Annotated in this window: 21 protein-coding genes; 12 read left to right on the top strand and 9 right to left on the bottom strand. The window is 54.5% G+C overall.

Annotated features, from left to right (window positions below; all coding sequences use genetic code 11):
• Positions 1 to 3 precede the first annotated feature (3 nt).
• The 6 genes from H616_RS0105730 to H616_RS0105705 all read right to left on the bottom strand — a co-directional run bounded on the left by H616_RS0105730 (position 4) and on the right by H616_RS0105705 (position 3,467).
• Entirely contained in the window at positions 4 to 273 is a 270-nt protein-coding gene (locus tag H616_RS0105730; RefSeq protein WP_027966504.1) for a BolA family protein, read from the bottom strand.
• Between the two features lie 121 nt (positions 274 to 394).
• Positions 395 to 736 (bottom strand): STAS domain-containing protein, encoded by a 342-nt coding sequence (locus H616_RS0105725; protein WP_027966503.1) that lies wholly within the window; start codon positions 734 to 736, stop codon positions 395 to 397.
• On the bottom strand, positions 733 to 1,389 hold the full coding sequence (locus H616_RS0105720) for an MlaC/ttg2D family ABC transporter substrate-binding protein (protein WP_035572800.1): 657 nt from the start codon (positions 1,387 to 1,389) through the stop codon (positions 733 to 735). The genes H616_RS0105725 and H616_RS0105720 overlap by 4 nt, the downstream gene beginning before the upstream one ends.
• 5 nt (positions 1,390 to 1,394) lie before the next feature.
• Entirely contained in the window at positions 1,395 to 1,859 is a 465-nt protein-coding gene (gene mlaD, locus H616_RS0105715; RefSeq protein ID WP_027966501.1) for an outer membrane lipid asymmetry maintenance protein MlaD, read from the bottom strand.
• Between the two features lie 16 nt (positions 1,860 to 1,875).
• The gene (gene mlaE, locus H616_RS0105710) at positions 1,876 to 2,658 is read right to left on the bottom strand and encodes a lipid asymmetry maintenance ABC transporter permease subunit MlaE (RefSeq protein ID WP_027966500.1); all 783 of its coding nucleotides are present in this window, start codon (positions 2,656 to 2,658) and stop codon (positions 1,876 to 1,878) included.
• Positions 2,655 to 3,467 (bottom strand): ABC transporter ATP-binding protein, encoded by an 813-nt coding sequence (locus H616_RS0105705; RefSeq protein WP_027966499.1) that lies wholly within the window; start codon positions 3,465 to 3,467, stop codon positions 2,655 to 2,657. Before H616_RS0105705 ends, mlaE begins: the two co-directional genes overlap by 4 nt.
• Before the next feature lie 181 nt (positions 3,468 to 3,648).
• On the opposite strand from H616_RS0105705, the gene H616_RS0105700 reads away from it, so the two are divergent.
• The 11 genes from H616_RS0105700 (at position 3,649) to H616_RS0105650 (ending at position 11,340) form a co-directional block, all read left to right on the top strand.
• Positions 3,649 to 4,614: a KpsF/GutQ family sugar-phosphate isomerase gene (locus tag H616_RS0105700; protein ID WP_035572688.1), complete on the top strand. Its 966-nt coding sequence runs from the start codon at positions 3,649 to 3,651 to the stop codon at positions 4,612 to 4,614.
• 31 nt (positions 4,615 to 4,645) lie between these two features.
• Positions 4,646 to 5,203 carry a KdsC family phosphatase gene (locus H616_RS0105695; protein ID WP_027966497.1) on the top strand — a complete coding sequence of 186 codons (558 nt, stop codon included), beginning with the start codon at positions 4,646 to 4,648 and terminating at the stop codon, positions 5,201 to 5,203.
• Complete coding sequence (lptC, locus tag H616_RS0105690; protein ID WP_027966496.1) at positions 5,203 to 5,790, top strand: LPS export ABC transporter periplasmic protein LptC; 588 nt, start codon at positions 5,203 to 5,205, stop codon at positions 5,788 to 5,790. The genes H616_RS0105695 and lptC overlap by 1 nt, the downstream gene beginning before the upstream one ends.
• A complete protein-coding gene (gene lptA / locus H616_RS0105685) occupies positions 5,787 to 6,314 on the top strand; it encodes a lipopolysaccharide transport periplasmic protein LptA (RefSeq protein WP_027966495.1) in 528 nt (175 codons plus the stop codon). The genes lptC and lptA overlap by 4 nt, the downstream gene beginning before the upstream one ends.
• Positions 6,311 to 7,036, top strand: coding sequence for an LPS export ABC transporter ATP-binding protein (gene lptB, locus H616_RS0105680; protein ID WP_027966494.1), 726 nt, complete (start codon positions 6,311 to 6,313; stop codon positions 7,034 to 7,036). Before lptA ends, lptB begins: the two co-directional genes overlap by 4 nt.
• Positions 7,037 to 7,166: 130 nt before the next feature.
• Positions 7,167 to 8,576, top strand: coding sequence for an RNA polymerase factor sigma-54 (locus tag H616_RS0105675; protein ID WP_035572685.1), 1,410 nt, complete (start codon positions 7,167 to 7,169; stop codon positions 8,574 to 8,576).
• 107 nt (positions 8,577 to 8,683) lie between these two features.
• Positions 8,684 to 8,995 (top strand): ribosome hibernation-promoting factor, HPF/YfiA family, encoded by a 312-nt coding sequence (gene hpf, locus H616_RS0105670; protein WP_027966492.1) that lies wholly within the window; start codon positions 8,684 to 8,686, stop codon positions 8,993 to 8,995.
• A 6-nt stretch (positions 8,996 to 9,001) separates the two neighbouring features.
• A complete protein-coding gene (locus H616_RS0105665; protein ID WP_027966491.1) occupies positions 9,002 to 9,478 on the top strand; it encodes a PTS sugar transporter subunit IIA in 477 nt (158 codons plus the stop codon).
• 30 nt (positions 9,479 to 9,508) lie between these two features.
• Positions 9,509 to 10,426 carry an RNase adapter RapZ gene (rapZ, locus tag H616_RS0105660; RefSeq protein WP_027966490.1) on the top strand — a complete coding sequence of 306 codons (918 nt, stop codon included), beginning with the start codon at positions 9,509 to 9,511 and terminating at the stop codon, positions 10,424 to 10,426.
• A 27-nt stretch (positions 10,427 to 10,453) separates the two neighbouring features.
• The gene (locus tag H616_RS0105655) at positions 10,454 to 10,723 is read left to right on the top strand and encodes an HPr family phosphocarrier protein (protein WP_027966489.1); all 270 of its coding nucleotides are present in this window, start codon (positions 10,454 to 10,456) and stop codon (positions 10,721 to 10,723) included.
• Positions 10,724 to 10,809: 86 nt separating this feature from the next.
• The gene (locus tag H616_RS0105650; RefSeq protein WP_027966488.1) at positions 10,810 to 11,340 is read left to right on the top strand and encodes a BUD32 family EKC/KEOPS complex subunit; all 531 of its coding nucleotides are present in this window, start codon (positions 10,810 to 10,812) and stop codon (positions 11,338 to 11,340) included.
• A gap of 111 nt (positions 11,341 to 11,451) precedes the next feature.
• On the opposite strand, the gene pmbA is transcribed toward H616_RS0105650, so the two are convergent.
• Positions 11,452 to 12,792, bottom strand: coding sequence for a metalloprotease PmbA (gene pmbA, locus H616_RS0105645; protein ID WP_027966487.1), 1,341 nt, complete (start codon positions 12,790 to 12,792; stop codon positions 11,452 to 11,454).
• Between the two features lie 109 nt (positions 12,793 to 12,901).
• On the opposite strand from pmbA, the gene yjgA reads away from it, so the two are divergent.
• Positions 12,902 to 13,408, top strand: a complete 507-nt coding sequence (gene yjgA, locus H616_RS0105640; protein WP_027966486.1) for a ribosome biogenesis factor YjgA — start codon at positions 12,902 to 12,904, stop codon at positions 13,406 to 13,408.
• Positions 13,409 to 13,474: 66 nt separating this feature from the next.
• On the opposite strand, the gene tldD is transcribed toward yjgA, so the two are convergent.
• Both tldD and H616_RS0105630 read right to left on the bottom strand, forming a co-directional pair.
• Positions 13,475 to 14,929 (bottom strand): metalloprotease TldD, encoded by a 1,455-nt coding sequence (tldD, locus tag H616_RS0105635; RefSeq protein ID WP_027966485.1) that lies wholly within the window; start codon positions 14,927 to 14,929, stop codon positions 13,475 to 13,477.
• Positions 14,926 to 18,876 carry a YhdP family phospholipid transporter gene (locus H616_RS0105630; protein WP_027966484.1) on the bottom strand — a complete coding sequence of 1,317 codons (3,951 nt, stop codon included), beginning with the start codon at positions 18,874 to 18,876 and terminating at the stop codon, positions 14,926 to 14,928. The genes tldD and H616_RS0105630 overlap by 4 nt, the downstream gene beginning before the upstream one ends.
• Position 18,877: the final 1 nt, after the last annotated feature.

Below are 18,877 nucleotides of genomic sequence, written 5' to 3'. Positions count from 1 at the left end.
GCGTCAGGCTCCCGGGTTCATTTGGGAGGTATTTTCTGGCGCATCCTGCCACTTCAGCGGCGTATAAGTACGCACGGTAATCGCATGTAGTGCGCCTGAGGCGATCTCATCAGATAGCGCACCTAGAATGAGCTGCTGGCTTTTGATCCGTGACAGCTCGTCAAACACATCACCGATGGCGATGACCTGAAAGTCGCAGCCTTCACCTTTAATAAGAAAATCACAGCCTTCAATACGGCTTTCAAGCAGCGCCTTAACGTCAGTCGGTTGCATCGGACCCTCACTTGTCATTATGGAACCACTGCGCGTTACTGGGCACCATGGCCCAATAACGGCAAGAATTGCGGAGATATAGTAAAGAAAAGTACCACACTTGGCGATGCTGAGAACGGCTTCAGTGACTTGCAGCCTCTGTTAGCGCAGCAAGCTGGCTGTCTAGGCCCGCAATTTCCGCTAAACGTTGAAGCGAAGGAGACAGCTCAACAGACTGTACTGTCAGATGCTGCACTCTGGCTTTGCGTAACCACTCCAGCATGACACTAATGGCTGCGCTACTCACACGGCTTACACCACCAAAATCGAAAGCCACGCAAGAGCTGGCCGGCTGCAGCGCCAACCACTCACTACCGGCGCTCGCCAGTTCGGCAGCACCGTCGAAATCGACGCTACCCGTCACCGCAAGCGCGCTACCTTTGACTTCAAGGCGGCTTGACTCCGCCTCAAGCAACACACTCATGAATTACCGCCTCGCTCTAGCTCCTCGGCGTCCAGGTCGGGCGACCATGAATTAATTACGGCATCATAATTGCGGTCTTTCTGGCGCATCGCCTGGTCAAACTGATTACGGAATGTCAGGCCCAGATTAATGCCATTAACAATGACGTTAACCACTTTCCACTGGCCATCACTCAGGCGCATGGTGTAGCTAACAGGAAACACCTTGCCATCAGTGGCAACCACTTCCATGGTGACATTGGCTTGGTCTTCATAGCGTTCGGCCTGCTGATTATTCAACACGCGAAGTTCGCGGTAGTCGAACGTCACCAACCCCTTAGCATAAGTATCAATCAATGTTTGGCGAAACACATTCGCAAAACGCGAACGCTGCTCGGGCGTAGCGTTAGAAAAATAGCGCCCCATTACACTAGCACCGATATAACGAAAGTCAGCCACATGACTCAGGCTGTTTTCTACCACTTGCTTAAGTTCACCGGGATGGTTGACGTAATAGTCCTTGCGCCCTTCCAACTGGCTCATCAACTGATTCACGCTGGTGCGAATGATTTGCTCAGGATCATTGCTCTGCGCCATGGCAGGCAATGATGACATTATCAACAAAGCACTCAGCACAGCCGCTTGAATACGGCCCGATAGACAGGAAAACACCATGTTCATCAATCCTCGATTGCCTGGGAAATAAATTGCTGAATCAACTCTTCCAGAACCAGCGCCGACTGGGTATCACGAATGCGATCTCCATCAGCCAGCATATCTGGCGCGCCGCCCACCGAAAGACCGATATACTGCTCACCCAACAGCCCCGATGTTAAAATGGCTGCTGTGGTGTCTTCGGGCAGTTTGTTTTCAAGATCCGCATTCAAGCTCAACACCACCCTGGCATCAAGCCATTCGGTATCAAGAGAAATGCTTTGCACACGGCCCACCGTTACACCAGCCATAGTGACGCGTGAACGCGGCTTCAGCCCGCCCGTATTGCCAAAGTTCGCCTCCAGTTGAAAGGTATTCTGCGGCGCTTCAAAACTGAGCCCACTGACACGGAGGCCGAGAAACACCAGCCCCAGAACACCAGCCAACATAAACAGGCCAACGCCCAACTCCATCCACTTACTGCGTTTCATTATGTGTCTCCGAACATCAGGCAAAGTTTCCGAACATTACCGCGGTGAGAATAAAATCAAGGCCCAGTACCGCAAGCGACGAATACACCACCGTGCGTGTCGTGGCTCGCGATATGCCTTCGGATGTCGGAATCAACGCGTAGCCTTGATAGACCGCGATCCAGGTAACGACCAAAGCGAACACCAGACTTTTCACCAGCCCGTTGCCCACATCATCAATAAAGTTAACGCTGGCCTGCATATTTCCCCAATAAGACCCTTCGAAGACGCCCAGCCAATCAACACCCACTAGCTGACCACCCCAGATACCAACCACACTAAACCCGATGGTTAGTAGCGGCAGGGAAACAAAGCCCGCCCATAAGCGTGGCGCCACGACGCGACGCAGAGGGTCAACACCGATCATTTCCATGCTAGACAACTGCTCTGTGGCTTTCATTAAGCCAATTTCAGCCGTCAATGCCGAGCCTGCCCGACCAGCAAACAGTAATGCCGCAACCACCGGAGCTAGCTCACGCAGCAGTGACAACGCCACCATTTGGCCAAGCGCATCGGCTGCACCGAAATCGACCAAAATAGTGTAGCCCTGCAGCGCCAGCACCATGCCGATAAATAGCCCTGACACCAGCACAATTGCCAACGACATTACGCCGACAAAATGCATCTGGCGCAGCCACAGGCGAAGCCCTTCACGACTGGGCCAGCCGATAACTGACTGCGCCAAAAAAATGCCAGCCTGCCCTAGCGCTTCAACGCCATCCAGCGTGTTGCGACCAAGCCGTATTAGCCAGGCAGTCATCGTGTACCCTCCGTGCCCATCAGATCTGCCGCGTAACCGGCGGCTGGGTAATGAAACGGCACAGGGCCGTCCGGCTCACCGTGAATAAATTGCCGTACACGCGGGTTGTCTTCGGTATTGAGTGCTTCGGGTGTCCCTTGCCCCATGACGACGCCATCAGCAATAACATAGACATAGTCAGCAATTGACATCGCTTCTTTGATATCGTGAGAGACAACAATTGCCGTTAGCCCTAGCGCATCGTTAATGCGCTTGATCAACTGTACCAGCACCCCCATCGAAACAGGGTCCTGCCCAACAAACGGCTCGTCATACATGATCAGCTCTGGGTCCAGGGCAATAGCGCGAGCCAACGCCACTCGTCTCGCCATTCCACCCGACAACTCTGACGGCATCAGCGAGCGCGCGCCGCGCAGCCCCACAGCTTCCAGCTTCATCAGCACCAAATCGCGTACCATAGCTTCCGGAAGGTTGGTATGCACACGCAGTGGAAAAGCCACGTTCTCGAAAACACTCAGATCAGAAAACAGCGCCCCGCTCTGGAACAACATGCCCATGCGACGACGCAGCTGAAACAATGCTCGCCGAGAAAGAGCGTTCACATCATGTCCGTCGATAATTACACGCCCTGAATCTGGCACCAGCTGCCCGCCAATCAGCTTCAGCAGCGTTGTTTTACCTGTTCCGCTGGGCCCCATAATGGCGGTGATTTTGCCCTTGGGAATCGCCAGACTCATACCACGAAATATTTCGGATTTACCGCGTGAGAAGCGTAAATCCTCAATTTCGACAAAAGGCTTTTCAGTCATCCGCCCAGCCTCTGGAAATAATTATCGAACATCGTATCCTAATCCTCCTAATCAGCGCCAGCGCTGCCAACTTGCACGCGCCGAGGCGACAGGTTTCAATACCTAAAACCGCGAGGCATTTAACGTGTAAAAAACCTTTTGCCAAGCACTCCGAGCTGACTAACTGACGAAAAGCCCCATCATGCCGAATTTCCATGCAAGCGCTATACACACACTTAGGCTGGAGTCACAGGCTATTGCGGCACTGGAACAACAACTAGATGACAACTTTGAACATGCCTGTCAGTTAATACTTGCCTGCCGAGGGCGCGTCATAGTTACCGGCATGGGAAAGTCTGGTCATATTGCCAGTAAGATAGCAGCAACTCTAGCCAGCACCGGAACACCAGCGTTTTTTGTTCACCCCGGCGAAGCCAGCCACGGTGATTTGGGCATGGTGACGCCGGGCGATGTCGTAGTGGCACTGTCTAACTCGGGTGAAACCGGCGAAGTGACAGCACTGCTACCGTTGCTAAAACGCCTCGGCACGCCCCTTGTCAGCATAACGGGGCGCCCTGGCTCTACCCTGGCGAACCATGCCGACGCCCATATTAATGTAGCCGTTGAGCGCGAGGCCTGCCCGCTAGACCTGGCCCCCACCTCATCAACCACAGCTGCACTAGCCATGGGCGACGCACTGGCCGTCGCCCTGCTTGAAGCTCGCGGCTTCACCGCTGAAGACTTTGCACTCTCTCACCCTGGCGGCAGCTTAGGTAAACGCCTGCTCTTGAAGGTGTCAGACTTAATGCATTGCGGCAAGCGTTTACCTCGAGTCGCTGAGGGCAGCCCCTTGCGTGATGCCCTGCTGGAAATCACTCGCCAAGGATTAGGGTTCACCTGCGTAGTTTCGCCGGACGGCACGCTTGCCGGAGTCTATACCGATGGCGACCTGCGCCGCACCCTAGACCAACACACCGATCTCTCAGGTCTGAGCGTCGATAGTGTCATGACCACACCAGGCCTTAGAGTAAACCCTGATATGCTAGCGGCCGAGGCCGTACGAGTCATGGAAGATAATCGCATCACAGCGCTCGCGGTTGTTGATATTGATCAGCGCCCAGTAGGCGCGCTTCACATGCACGATCTGCTTAGCAGCGGCGTCATCTGAACCCGACTAATTCACGCACCAAGGACACCCCATGAGCCAAGCGCCCTGTTCTCTAACCCCACAGCTACTGGAACGCCTGCGCGCAGTGCGCCTGCTGGCTTTAGACGTTGATGGCGTGCTCAGCGATGGCCAGCTGTATTTCGATAGCAATGGCGCTGAGATCAAGTCATTTCATGTATTGGATGGTCATGGGCTGAAGCTGGCCAAACGGTTTGGCATCCACGTTGCACTCATCACCGGGCGCAAATCGCCCATGGTGGCTCAGCGCGCAGCGTCACTAGGCATTACCCATCTCTTTCAAGGTGTTGAAAGCAAACTTCCGGTGCTTCGCGAGCTATGCCAGCAACTGGCTATCCGCCTTGATGAAGTCGCTTATTGCGGCGACGACTTACCTGACCTAGCGGCAATCCATCACAGCGGTGTCGGTATTAGTGTTCCCAATGCGCCACGCTATATTCAACAGCATGCCAATTGGGTAACAGAACGAGCAGGCGGCCAAGGTGCCGCCCGTGAAATTTGCGATGCCTTACTGCATGCCCAGGGCCACTGGAATGAGCTGATGGAAAGCTACCTGCAGGTGCCAAACTAATGGCAGTACGTATACCACGTCCGGGCTTCCGCACAGGGCTGGTGCTACTTATTGTGGCGCTCGGGGCCATATTGACCTTTCTTGACCCGCGCGACAGCACACCCCCCGGCCCAGAGTTCAATGACGACGATAGTACGCCGGATTATATCATCGAAGGTGCACACCTCACCCGTTTCGATGAAAGCGGGCAACCATACCAGCGCATTGAATCTCCCCGGGTTTCCCATACGCCCGATGACACCACCCTGCTCGAACGCCCCGTGATACACTTAACCGATGAAAGCCAGCGCCGCTGGGTTGCTACAGCGCTCAATGGCAAAATATTAGGCCAGGAAAACATGATGGCACTCATGGGTCAGGCACGGCTGTACGCTCCCGAAGAGCGCTGGCAGCTTGACACCCATACACTGCATTATAACGGCAATACCGACCATGCTTGGAGCGACGACTACTCTGTGCTGCGTCAACCTCCCCAGCGCATGACAGGCTATCGTTTTGACGCCTGGCTCAATGACAACCGCACCACTCTTGCGGATAATGTACGTGGTTATCACCCCCCCGCCACACCGGAGACTTCAGGGCCATGATTCGATTGACTCCCAGCACGATGCTGGCCGGGCTTCTGGCCGTGACATTGCTTTCAGCTAACGCTCATGCACTTGAGAGCGACGCCAGCGCCCCTGTTCAAGTAGAAGCAGACCGTTTTGACCTAGACAACTTAGCTGGCAGCGCTACCTATCAGGGCGACGTACGCATTCGCCAAGGCACCATGAAGCTTAACGGCGACCGAGTGGAGCTCTATCGTAATGCTGATGGCAAACTGAGCCGAGCAGTGGCAGTAGGCAACCGCGCTTATATTGAGCAGCAGCCGTCCCCTGAGGAAAAGTTAATGAAAGGCTGGGCAAAACGCATTGTCTATCATGTGGCTGAACGTCGCGTAGAGCTAATTGATGAAGCGGAACTGCACCAAGGTAACGACACCTTCGATGGCGGTTTCCTGGAGTATTTTCTTGATCGCCGCGTAGTACAGGCCCGTTCTACCGCTGACGGCGTAAAAGGCAGCCAGCGTGTGCGCATGACACTAGAGCCTGAGCAGCAAGGTGGACAATGAAAACCCTTAATGCCAAACACTTAGCCAAAAGCTATAAGCGCCGACGTGTGGTTCACGACATCAGCCTACATATCTCGCAGGGGCAAATTGTTGGCTTACTTGGTCCTAACGGGGCAGGCAAAACCACGTCGTTTTACATGATTGTCGGCTTGGTCAATGCTGATGCCGGACGCGTCAGCATTGATGATCAGGATTTGTCTCACGCAGCCATGCATAAACGCGCCCAAGCTGGCATTGGCTACCTGCCTCAGGAAGCATCGATATTTCGCAAACTGTCAGTCGCTGACAACATCATGGCAATTCTTGAGACACGCACACCCCTGTCTCGCAAGCAGCGCCTTGAAGCACTCGAACAGTTATTAGAAGACTTTAATATTACCCATATTCGCGACAATATGGGCATGAGTTTATCCGGTGGCGAACGGCGGCGGGTAGAAATCGCTCGAGCACTGGCCACCGAGCCTGCCTTTATTCTGCTCGATGAGCCTTTTGCCGGCGTGGACCCCATTTCCGTCGGCGACATCAAGGGCATTATTCGTCAGCTCAAGGCTCGCAATATCGGCGTACTCATCACCGACCATAACGTGCGCGAAACCTTAGATATTTGTGACAGCGCCTATATTGTCGGCGATGGGCAGATCATCGCGGAAGGCAACACCCAGTCCATCCTAGCAAATCAACGCGTGCGCGATGTTTACCTCGGACAAGATTTCCGTCTATAACCATTAAAATATTATAAAAAACAAAATAACTGGCACAATATTTGCTTTACCGCTTATTGCGCACCTAAGCCGTCGCCGTTAGGGTAACAGACTACCGTCTTCTTATTTTATCAGTGCGAGCAACGTCGACATGGCAATGAAACCCTCTCTGCAGCTCAAGATTGGCACTCAGCTGACCATGACACCTCAGTTGCAGCAGGCCATTGCTTTACTGCAACTGTCTACCCTGGATCTGCGTCAGGAAATTCAGCAAGCACTCGACGGCAATCCGTTGCTTGAACAGGAAGAAGGCTTTGGTGAAATCAGTGTCAGCGAGCCCACCGAAGACAGTTGGAATAACGAAATACCCGACCAACTCTACGTTGACAGCGACTGGTCGGACACTTACCAAGACACCAATTATTACAGCAACGCTCAAGCACCCGACTTTGAGCGCGACGGCCATGTACAGGGGCTCAAAGAACAATTAAGTTGGCAGCTCACCCTGCAGCAAGACGTCACCGTTCAGGAACAACAAATTGCCGAAAGCCTAATAGACAGTGTCAACTCCGATGGCTACTTGGCTCAGCCACTTGAGGATATCTGCGCCGGTCTTCGCAACCAGGGGTTAAACACTCTTAACATCAAAGACATTGAAGCCGTGCTAAAACGACTGCAACAGTTTGAGCCGACCGGCGTTATGGCACGCAGCCTGAGCGAATGCCTGACACTGCAACTAAACGCCTTACCCGCCAGTACTCCGTGGCGTGCTCAAGCCTCGCGCCTGGCACGCCAGTTTCTCGATGTGCTGGCCTGTGGCAATCACAAACTACTCATGCGACGGCTCAGCCTGAACGAGCAACAGCTCAACGAAACTATTGCCCTACTACGCAGCCTTGACCCGCGCCCTGGCAGCCTTTTTGACACCGACAGCGATGCCTACATCATCCCCGACCTACTCATGCGTAAAGTGACTCATGGCTGGTCTATCGAACTTAACCCTGACGCCATACCACGCTTGCGTATTCAGTCTGACTACGCCGCCCTGATTCGACGCGCAGACCACAGCCCAGACAACCAGTTTCTCAAACAACACCTCAGCGACGCACAATGGCTAATCAAAAGCCTGCACAGCCGTAACGATACCCTGCTCAAGGTCGGACAAGCCATCATGCATTATCAGCAAGACTTTCTTGATCAAGGCGAAGCCGCCATGAAGCCGCTGATATTGGCAAATATTGCCGAGCAGGTTGGCATGCACGAATCGACAATTTCACGAGTTACCACACAAAAATTTATTCACACGCCACGCGGCGTGTTCGAGCTAAAGCACTTCTTTTCAAGCCAGGTGGGCGAAGGCGCCAACACTCACTCCAGCACCGCCATTCGAGCCAGAATTCGTAAATTCATTAACGATGAACCATCCCATAAACCGCTATCTGATAGCCGGCTTGTCGAAATGCTAGCTGAAGCTGACATCCATATTGCTCGGCGTACCGTTGCCAAGTATCGTGAATCAATGAATTTAGCCTCTGCGAGCCAGCGCAAACGAATGCGCTAAAATAGTGAAATACTCGACAGCTTTCCTACCCAGATTGAGACAGGGGGTTTGCTGGCTGGAAAAAAGGGTTACAATCAATTCATCACTCAAGGACCTAGGAGCGTGTCATGCAAGTCAACATTACTGGGCATCATGTGGAACTAACTGATCCGCTGCGTGATTATGTTCAAGAAAAACTGGCGCGCCTTGAACGCCATTATGACAACATCACCAATGTACAAGTCACACTGTCTGTAGAGAAGGAACGCCGACACGCAGGTTGCAGGCTTCATGCAGCTGGCGCAGAACTTCACGCTGAAGCCACTGACAATGATATGTACGCCGCTATTGACGCCATGGCAGACAAGTTAGACCGTCAGCTGGTCAAGCATAAGGAGAAGGTCCAGGCACGCGCTCAAGGCGCATCTGGCATTCGTTGAGTCGCCATGACCCTTGATACCATACTTCCCCCCGAGCGCACGCTGTTTGCTGTTCCCGGGGGGAGCAAAAAGCGGGTGCTGGAATTCTTCAGCACCTTTATTGCTCAAAATATTCCCAGCCTCGACAGCCAGGAAGTGTTCAGCCGCCTATTGGGGCGTGAACGTTTAGGCAGCACCGGCATTGGCCAAGGCGTAGCTATTCCCCACGCTCGCAGCCCACACTGCAAAAAGCCTATCGCCAGCTTTCTGAAACTGGCTGAAGCTATTGATTTCGATGCTGTGGACGGCGAACCGGTAGACCTCATTTTTGTGCTACTGGTCCCTGAACAAGCCGACGATGCGCACCTAACGCTACTGGGCCAGGTGGCCGGTATCATGAACGATGCCGCCACTCGCGCAGCCTTACGTCGTGCTGAGAATCAACCCGAACTGCATCGTCTGCTGACTGATGCCATCCGTCAGTCGTCAGCGTCTTCAAGCTAATATAGGCACCGGCTTACAGGAGTAGTCCCCATGCAGCTTGTGATCATCAGTGGCCGCTCGGGGTCAGGAAAGTCGATCGCCCTGCAGGCTTTGGAAGATATCGGCTTCTATGCCATCGACAACCTCCCCGCCATGTTGCTTGGCCCACTGGTTGATGAGCTACGCAGTGAAGACGCTCAGTGCACGTCTATTGCTGTCAGTATTGATGCGCGCAACCTGCCCCACGCCTTGAAGCGCTTTCCAAGCCTGCTTGATGATGTTCGTGCCCGCGGCGTGGACTGCAGAGTTATCTATATCACTGCAGATTCCAGAATACTTCTGGAGCGTTATTCGGCCACACGCCGACGCCACCCACTGACCCGCGACAGCGAAATGTCTCTGGCCGAAGCCATCGAAAATGAAGAAGCGTCACTAGGGGTTATTCGTGACCTCGCCGACCTGATTATTGATACGTCAGGCCTTTCCGTTCACGACCTACGCGGACGAATCAACCAACAGGTTGCCGCCAATGACAATGACGAATTAACGCTGACACTGGAGTCATTCGGTTTCAAACATGGTGTACCACTTGATGCCGATATCGTCTTTGACGTGCGCTGCCTGCCCAACCCCTTTTGGGACCCCGCACTAAGGGAGTCAACAGGACGTGACAAGTGCGTCATTGACTTTCTTGAGGAACATGGCGTTGTGGCCGACATGAAAAACGATATTCTTAATTGGATTGAGCGCTGGCTCCCCAACTATCGCGCCAGTCAACGCAGCTACCTAACAGTGGCTGTCGGCTGCACTGGCGGCCAACATCGCTCTGTCTATCTAGCGGAACAATTAGCCCATCAACTCGCCCATCAACACCCAGGGGTACGTCTACGTCATCGCGAACTCGGTATTCAGAAAACTCTTCACGAACCTGATCACCATGATGTAGATTTCCATATAACAGACTCATAGTACTATTTCGATAAGGAATCTTGAGCGGTGGTAGCACGCAAGCTAACTCTGATCAATAAGCGCGGTCTGCATGCCCGCGCAGCAACACGCTTGGTTCAGTGCTCCCAGCGCTTTGCTTCGCACATTACCGTTCACCATGGAGAGCGCCAGGGCGATGCGGATAACATCATGTCTCTGTTGATGCTGGCAGCCCCTTGCGGCACAGAGCTCACCATAGAGGCTAAAGGCAGCGACGAGCACTCTGCACTGGACGCTATTGATGAACTGTTTGAGCGACGCTTTGATGAAGACGTTTAACACGAACACCCAGCAGCAACAGCAGCACCTGAAAAACGTCTAACATTAGCCCTCCCCGCCTCCACACCTCCTCCGCGAGCCGCTTCATGACTTTACAGCTGATTCAGACCGGTAAATATTCACGGGTGGACTATGACCCTGAGCGCGATGAGTTCATCAAGGTTTTCTCACCCAAGCGCTTTGACCGTCTGCGCTATTTTCTGCGCATTCGCCCGTACCCGGGGCACAATTTTGCCATTATTGCCAAGCATCTCGAAAGACTGGGGATTGCCACACCAACTATCGTAACATCAGATAAATATCGTTTAGTTACAAAAAATATTCACGGTGTCCCGCTAAAGCAATGTATTCAAGGCAGTGAAGCACTGCAAACACAGTACTTGGATGCCCTGGAAGCATTTTATCACCACAAAATCCATTGCCGTGGGCTGCATACGGGTAACTTTCTGGTTCGCGATAACTGCATCATTGCCATCGACCTTGATGCTTATAAAGCCCCCCATCGCCTGATCTCTTTTCCGCAGCGCGAGTATCTTGACTGCCTGAGCCGCTCGCTATCAGGCGACGAGGCTTTTCTATACCACGCTCTACTCAAACGCTTAAACAAGACGCCCTAGCTTAAGCACGAAAACATACCAACACATGCCATAAAAAACCCCACCGACTAACAAAGCCGCTGGGGTATAACCGCTGTGTAAACTGACTAAGTAACTAACCGACGTTCTGCATCAGCTGCCAGCAATCGTCATTTCATCAATCAACCAGCTACCGCTATGGATACTGCCCCGAGTATCAATATCATTGCCCACGCCCACCAGCCCCGCGAAGATGGCATTGAGGTTTCCAGCAATCGTAAACTCCTCTACCGGATGCTGAATCTGACCGTTTTCAACCCAAAAACCTGCGGCGCCGCGCGAATAATCTCCAGTAACACCATTAACGCCCTGGCCCATCAATTCAGTCACTAGAATGCCGCGGTCCATCTGCGCTAACAATGCGTCATACGTTGTCAGCGGTGCATTGATACGCAGGTTACGCGCCCCACCAGCATTAGCTGTCGTCTGCTGACCCAGACGACGCGCACTATACGCCGACAACATGTAACTAGCCAAACGCCCTTGGTCAACAAACACATTATTGCGCGTTTGCACGCCATCGCCGTCAAAGGGGCTACTCGCCATGGCCCCAATTTCCATAGGCTGTTCTTGCAGCGTAAACCATTCAGGAAACAGCGATTCGCCCAACCTGTCACACAGAAACGACGCCTGACGATATAGCGCACCACCAGCGATAGCCCCCATCAAGTGCCCGACCAGCCCAGACGCCAAACGCGGAGCAAACATCACTGGCAAACGCCCAGTAGCAGGGCGCTGCGAGCCTAGTCGTGCCAATGTCTTTTGTGCCGCACTCAGCCCTACCGACTCAGGGCACAACAGCTGCTGCGGATCACGGGCGCTAGTAAAGTCATAATCCCGCTGCATACCCGCCGCATCCTCAGCAATCAACACGCAAGAGAGTGAGTGCTGACTACCTCGCTGAGCACCAATAAACCCATGGCTATTGCCATAAACCCGCACACCCTCGCCAGTAGACAAGCCCGCGCCATCTGAGCTTTTAATACCCGCAACATCTCGACCTGCCTTTTCACAGGCCAGCGCCAGCTCAACAGCCTCGTCGGTAGAAAGCGTCCAGGGATGATGCACCTTCATATCAGGCATCGCACCAGCCATTAACTCAGCATCAGCCAGCCCCGAAGCTGGGTCTTCACCGGTATAGCGCGCTATCGCAATGGCTTTCTCTACCGCATCGTGAATCGATGCGTCACTGGCATCAGATGATGATGCCGAGCCTTTGCGCTGCCCCACATAAACAGTGACGGCGATACCCTGGTCACGCGTCATCTCAACAGATTCCACTTCCCCCTCACGCACATTAATCCCCACGCCCTGATCAACACTGGCGCCCACTTCGCAGGCATCAGCCCCCCAGCGGCGCGCCAGCGCCAGGGCTGTTTCGACCCGGGTCTCCAGCAGCGTCTGCTGTTCTGCTGCATCAAATGCCTGTGTCATAACCACTCTCCTTGGCCCGTCCACCAAACGGGGACGACAACATGACTGAAAACAGCCCCCTTGAGGCTGCTATACTGGATCACTTATTCCCACGCACAATGGACGCAGCATGACCCAGGATGATCTTTCTTCGGCTGACGAACGGCCCAGCAAGTCGCAGCTAAAGCGCGAAATGCATGCGCTACAGGCCTTGGGCGAGCAGCTCATTGCCATGAAAGACAGTGAGCGCGAACGCTTCCCCCTCTCCGATGACCTACTTCGTGCCATTGAGGAAACTGGCCGTATCAAGGCCCGCGAAGCACGCCGGCGGCACATGCAGTACGTTGGCAAACTGATGCGCCGCGAAGACCTAGAAGGTATTCAGGCAGTATTCGACGCCATGGAGCGCGAACAACTGCGCCGCGATAACGCTTTTCATCGTCTTGAAGCTTGGCGTGACCGCTTGATCGAAGAAGGCGATGCAGCCATTGAGCCACTGCTCAATGATTACCCCACCATTGATCGTCAAGCGCTACGCCAGTTGATTCGCAATGCTCGCCAGGAGCGCGATCAGCAAAAGCCACCAACCAATGCTCGACGTTTGTTCAAACTACTGCGTGAAGCCGCCCAAGAATAAACACGCTGCTTCACGCTAAGCCATGTCAGAAAAACTACGCGCTCAGACCGTTTGCTAGCACTGTGATTACGACTGCGTCCCACCCACTGTCAGCTCATCGAGCTTGATGGTGGGCTGACCCACACCAACCGGCACACTCTGACCTTCCTTACCACACACACCAACACCGCTGTCCAGCTCAAGATCGTGCCCAATCATGGAGACACGGCTCATCGCCTCTGGGCCGTTTCCAATCAACGTCGCCCCTTTCACTGGGGTGGTAATGCGCCCATTTTCGATCAAATAGGCTTCGCTGGCTGAAAAAACAAACTTGCCTGACGTGATATCCACTTGGCCACCGCCAAAGCTCACCGCATAGAGGCCACGGGATACGCTTTTAATAATATCCTGAGGGTCGTCCTGACCAGCACGCATATAGGTATTGGTCATACGCGGCATGGGCATATGGGCAAATGACTCACGGCGAGCATTGCCGGTAGGCGACATACCCATCAACCGCGCGTTGAGCTTGTCCTGCATATAGCCAGTAAGAATGCCATCTTCAATTAACGTCGTGCTTTGCCCAGGTGTCCCTTCGTCGTCAATGCTCAGCGAACCGCGTCGTCCTTCTAGCGTGGCGTCATCGACCACGGTGACACCAGGCGCGCAAACACGCTGCCCAATACGACCAGCGAATGCCGAACTGCCCTTGCGATTGAAGTCACCCTCCAGTCCGTGGCCGACCGCCTCGTGTAACAGAATGCCCGGCCAGCCATTACCCAGCACCACCGGCATCTGACCCGCTGGCGCATCTTCTGCGTCCAGGTTGACCAATGCCTGACGAACGGCTTCTTCAGCAAAATGGCGTGCCGCATTTTCATCGCGCAGTCTAGCCATGGGATAACGACCACCACCACCCGCACTGCCACGCTCGCGCCGACCATTACGCGTCGCAATAACGCTGACATTAAAGCGCACCAACGGGCGAATATCTGCCGCCAGCGTGCCATCACTCGCCCGCACCAGCACTACCTCATAAACACCAGAAAGTGACGCACTGACCTGACTCACCGAAGGATCTGCTGCTCGGGCAATGCGGTCAGCTTCTTTGAGCATGGCAATTTTGTCTGCAGCAGACAGCCCTGACAACGGGTCCTTTGCCGCATAACGCTGGCAAGCATTTGTCGAAACTACCGCTACACCCGCCAACCGCTGGCCGCTACGTACAATGCCACTAGCAGTACGCCCAGTGTCGGCCAACGCTTCGGCCGTAATCTGGTTGGAGTAGGCAAACCCCGTTTTCTCACCTGACATGGCACGCACACCAACGCCGCCATCAATATTGTAACTGGCATCCTTAACCTCGCCATCTTCAAGCACCCAGCCTTCATTCCAGCTGCGTTCAAAGTAGAGGTCTGCGTAATCAATGCCTGGCCCCAGCGCATGGCCAAGGCCTTTTTCTAGGGCATCGAGATCAAGGCCTCCAGGCGCCAATAAAACAGCGGCGGCCTGGTCGAGAAGAGAGTCTGACGATGATGTCATTCGGCACGTTCCAAAGATATCTGCGGCGCAGTCCAAGGACCCCGCACGCGGTAATTAAGTTGTGTCACTCGGTCAATCATATCACCGAGCACCATATCGGCAACGAACAACGCTCCGCCAATCACTGGGGCACCGGCGACTACCGCTGCCAGCGACAGGCTTCTGCTGAATGGCAGAACGATAGTCAATTGTTGGTCCATCTGATGGCGAATCAGGTCGACGGTGCCACTGAGCGTGATATTGGCCGCCGGCCCCTGAATTCTGATCGGCTCGCGAGTGTCAAGCACGCCACCATACAGGGTTGCCGCGCCAGTGACACTGTTGAACGCCGTCCCTCGCCCAGTGACATCCGAGAAATCCAGCCGTAATCGACGAATCAAGTTATCGACATTAAGCAAGCCGACAAGCCGTGCTGAGGGCGACCCCAGAGTAAGAAAACGACCATCCCGAAGCTTAGCTTGAATGCTGCCTTGAGATCGTGCCAAAGCAAACTGCCAGGGTGCGCCGGGCCACGCTAACTGACTACTCGCCTGAACGCCAGCACTCGTCAGCGGGGGCTCCTCGCCTAACAGTGACAGCGCATCACCTAGGTTACGACCATTGAGCGTACCGCGCATACGCGTCAGACTCGCCTCTGGGCCAGCCGCCTCCCACGCCATCATCCCATTGAGACTGACTTCTCCCAGCGTCAGCCCGACTGGGCCAATTGACATATTGCCCGGCGAACTATTCCAGTAAACCGTTAGGGGGCCAAACTGACGCCCTAAACGAGACAGTTCCGCCACGCGTAGTCGTCCATTCGGCAGGCCTCCCACCCACTCAGGCAACGCCTCGGGTGTAGGTGGCACATAAATCTGATCAAGCAGCTTACCTTTGCTACCGGAAGCACCATCAGGAATCAAGCTGTCCAGCGCCAAACGCTTTAACGATAAGTCTACTGCCAGTTCGGCACTTGGCTGATAATCCAGGCGCCCACTCAACAAGCTGCCATCTAACGCCAGCTGCCACCCCTGCCCTTTAGGTTGGCCACTAATACCCAGCGAGCCAAGGCAGCTGGCATTGATACGCAGACAATCCGTATCAAAAGCCAACGCGCTCAGCCCTACATCAGCTTCCGAGCGTATTGACGCACCATCGCTTTTGGCCATCAGTGGCGACAAAGCACTTGCCCATTCTGATAGCACAAGCTCAGGCAAATAGCCCGCCACCGACCAACCTGGCTGACTTGGCCAACTGTCTGGTGCATCGCGCATCAGCCACAGCTGACCGCGTGAACTACCCGCCTCCTCTCCGTCGCTACGCCACCTCAGGCCAGCATCCATCCCCAGGCGCCCAGACACACTTGGCGCGTCTCCCAGTGACAGGTTCAAACTCAGTGGACGAACCGCCATTTCAGGCTTACCCAGCGGCTCAGGCAAGTTAATCGCCACACCGTCAAGGCCGCTTTCAAACAACAACGAGACTGGCGTATTAGCAACATGCACACTGGCCTGCCAAGGCATTTCACCAGCGACAATCTGCTCTGCTCCCGCTGGCGCCCCCAGTGCGAGTAGCTCGCTGACCGCCGATCGCCCCGAGAAGGTCAGTCGGTCCTTCGCCGTATCAATACTGGCCTTAACGGGGCCACCCAAGGCGTGTGCGTCTAACTCTCCAGCCAGACCACTCCCTGCTCTGCTTTGCTGCCAGCGAAGCGGGCCATGCAAGTGTTGCAGCGTCAACCCTGTGGCTTTGTGAGTCACTCGTTCAATGGCCAACTGGGCCGCGAGGCTCAAATTCAGGTCGTCTGGCTGCGAAATCGGCAAACGCAGCGCCAACTGGCCATCGATATTTCCGACACCCTGCCAGTCTTCGGCCAGCGTCATTCCCTCCACGGGCATAGCGGCAAGGTAGCGAAGTACTGCATCAAGCGACGCATCAAGCGACGCCGTCACTGACAGCACTTTATCGAGTAGCGCCACCTCTCCACTGGAAACAACAACGCCCAAGCCCTGGGCTCTGTCAATACGTGCTTCAAGTGTCTCGTTACGCAATGACAACTGACCAGAAATGTTGTTAATACGTGGCCACTTCGGCTCATACAACACGCTGCCGTCACGCACGGTCAAATCAAGGCGATACATTGCGCCTACGTCGTCGTCTTCAAAGTCCCCCTCTTTGTCCAGGGGTAGGTGAAGCGTCAAGGCTCCTTTTGGTACACGTGCCTGTACGCCTGTCCGCAACCACTCGGCAAATGTTGCGTCCGTCTCTTTGCGCAACAGCTTCATTGGCAGCCAACTTTCCAGCGGCTGGTCGACGGCATCGATATTCTGCATGGCCAAGCGCAACCCAAAACCGCCACGCTCAGTATTACCTTCACTGCCAGCCACCAAGCCAAACGTACCTTCCACAGTGGCACCCTGCATGCGCGCCGTCAGATCCATACCGCTCACTGAACTACGCGGCCCTTCATAAACCCAGCTCACCTGACCACTGGCATGATCCAACGGTAGCGGAGCATCAAATAGCCTTGGCAGCTCTAGCCTTGCTTTAGTCGCACCACTAACGGAACTCTCACTATTGATGAAACGCACGTCACCTCGTGCGCCCCTGGCCTCCAGCCAGATATCCAGCGGACCGCCACCAGGAACATCATCCCAGGGCGATACCGATACCTGCGTTGCGCTGACCTGAGCCTGCCACTGTCCATCCAGATAACCCACCCCCATCCCATTAACCATGCCTCGAGGCATCAAAGCATCAAGGGTTCGGGACAACGCTTCGGGTAAGGGCAGCCGATCGTACCAAGATGCCAGTGCATCCAACTCAAAAGCGCTACCGTTCAGCCACCAGCCATTATCACGACTGCTGGCAAACCAATAGCGCGGCATTGGCAGCCCCTTGCCGGTAGTGACATCAACAGCGGCTTCGTCACTGGCCTCACTATTTTGATCGGCAGCATTACCAGTAAACCAGGCACGCCAACCATCATTATGCGCATTCCGCGACCACTGCCCTAACAAAGACGCCTGTTTCAGTATCAGCGGCTGCGCCTTACGGTTCGCTACCGCCTGGGGCTGGCTTAGCACCAAGCTTGGTACTTGCACATCAAGACGAGCATCTTCAAGACGCCCCTGTTTCCAACGCGCCCAAAGCCTAGCGGACCCCGTTACATCATTCAGCGCCAGAATTTCTTCAAGCCCCAAAGCACGCAGCACCACAGCTAGGCTTTCTAGATTCATATTGGCCTGAAGTCCTGCGGAAAAGTCAGCCAACCCTTTGGTGCCAGGCACCACTTGCATGGCAACTTGAAAAGCGTCTCCTTGCTGTTGCTCTACTCCTTGCTCGACCAACTCAAGGCTTCCCTCAAGCCGTATATCACTTTTATCGCCACTGATCAGTAATTTGGGCACCTGCAATGACAAAGAGCGCTGCTGCCCATGAAGCACAACGGCTAATCTATCCCCCCACAGGCGCTGACGCAGCAAGGCAACTGTCCAGTCATCCAGCTCGGTTAGGTCGGCATCACTATCTCGCGCCAGAAAGTCATCAATGACAGGGGAATCCGGCCAATACCAGCTTAGGTCTTCAGCTTGATATAAATGTAAGGTCGCCCCACTAACACGCGCATGACTCAGCACAGGCATGCTCTGAACCAACGTCGCCAGAGTGTCCAAACGTAAATAGACTTGTTCAATATCGAACAGTGGCTTTGAGTTGCCGCTGCCCTGGCTAGTAATACGCAGGTTCTGCAACGAGAGCGAAAGGTCCATCCCCTGCAAACTGCCGCTCAGCTCACCGATACTGACTTCTGCGCTCAACCGCTCTGATAACAGTGCCTCCAGCCGTGGCTCCAACCAAGCGGCTTGGCCAACCGCCAGCCTGACGACACTTAGCAGCACAGCCAGCAGAGCAAGAGACACTGCCAGCAAGGTAAGAGCCCAACGAAATATCCCTCGCGCTACTACCATG

The organism is Halomonas halocynthiae DSM 14573 (assembly GCF_000425725.1).
In the GTDB taxonomy this organism is placed as follows: Bacteria; Pseudomonadota; Gammaproteobacteria; order Pseudomonadales; family Halomonadaceae; genus Halomonas; species Halomonas halocynthiae.
This window is presented reverse-complemented; position numbering and strand designations above follow the sequence as displayed.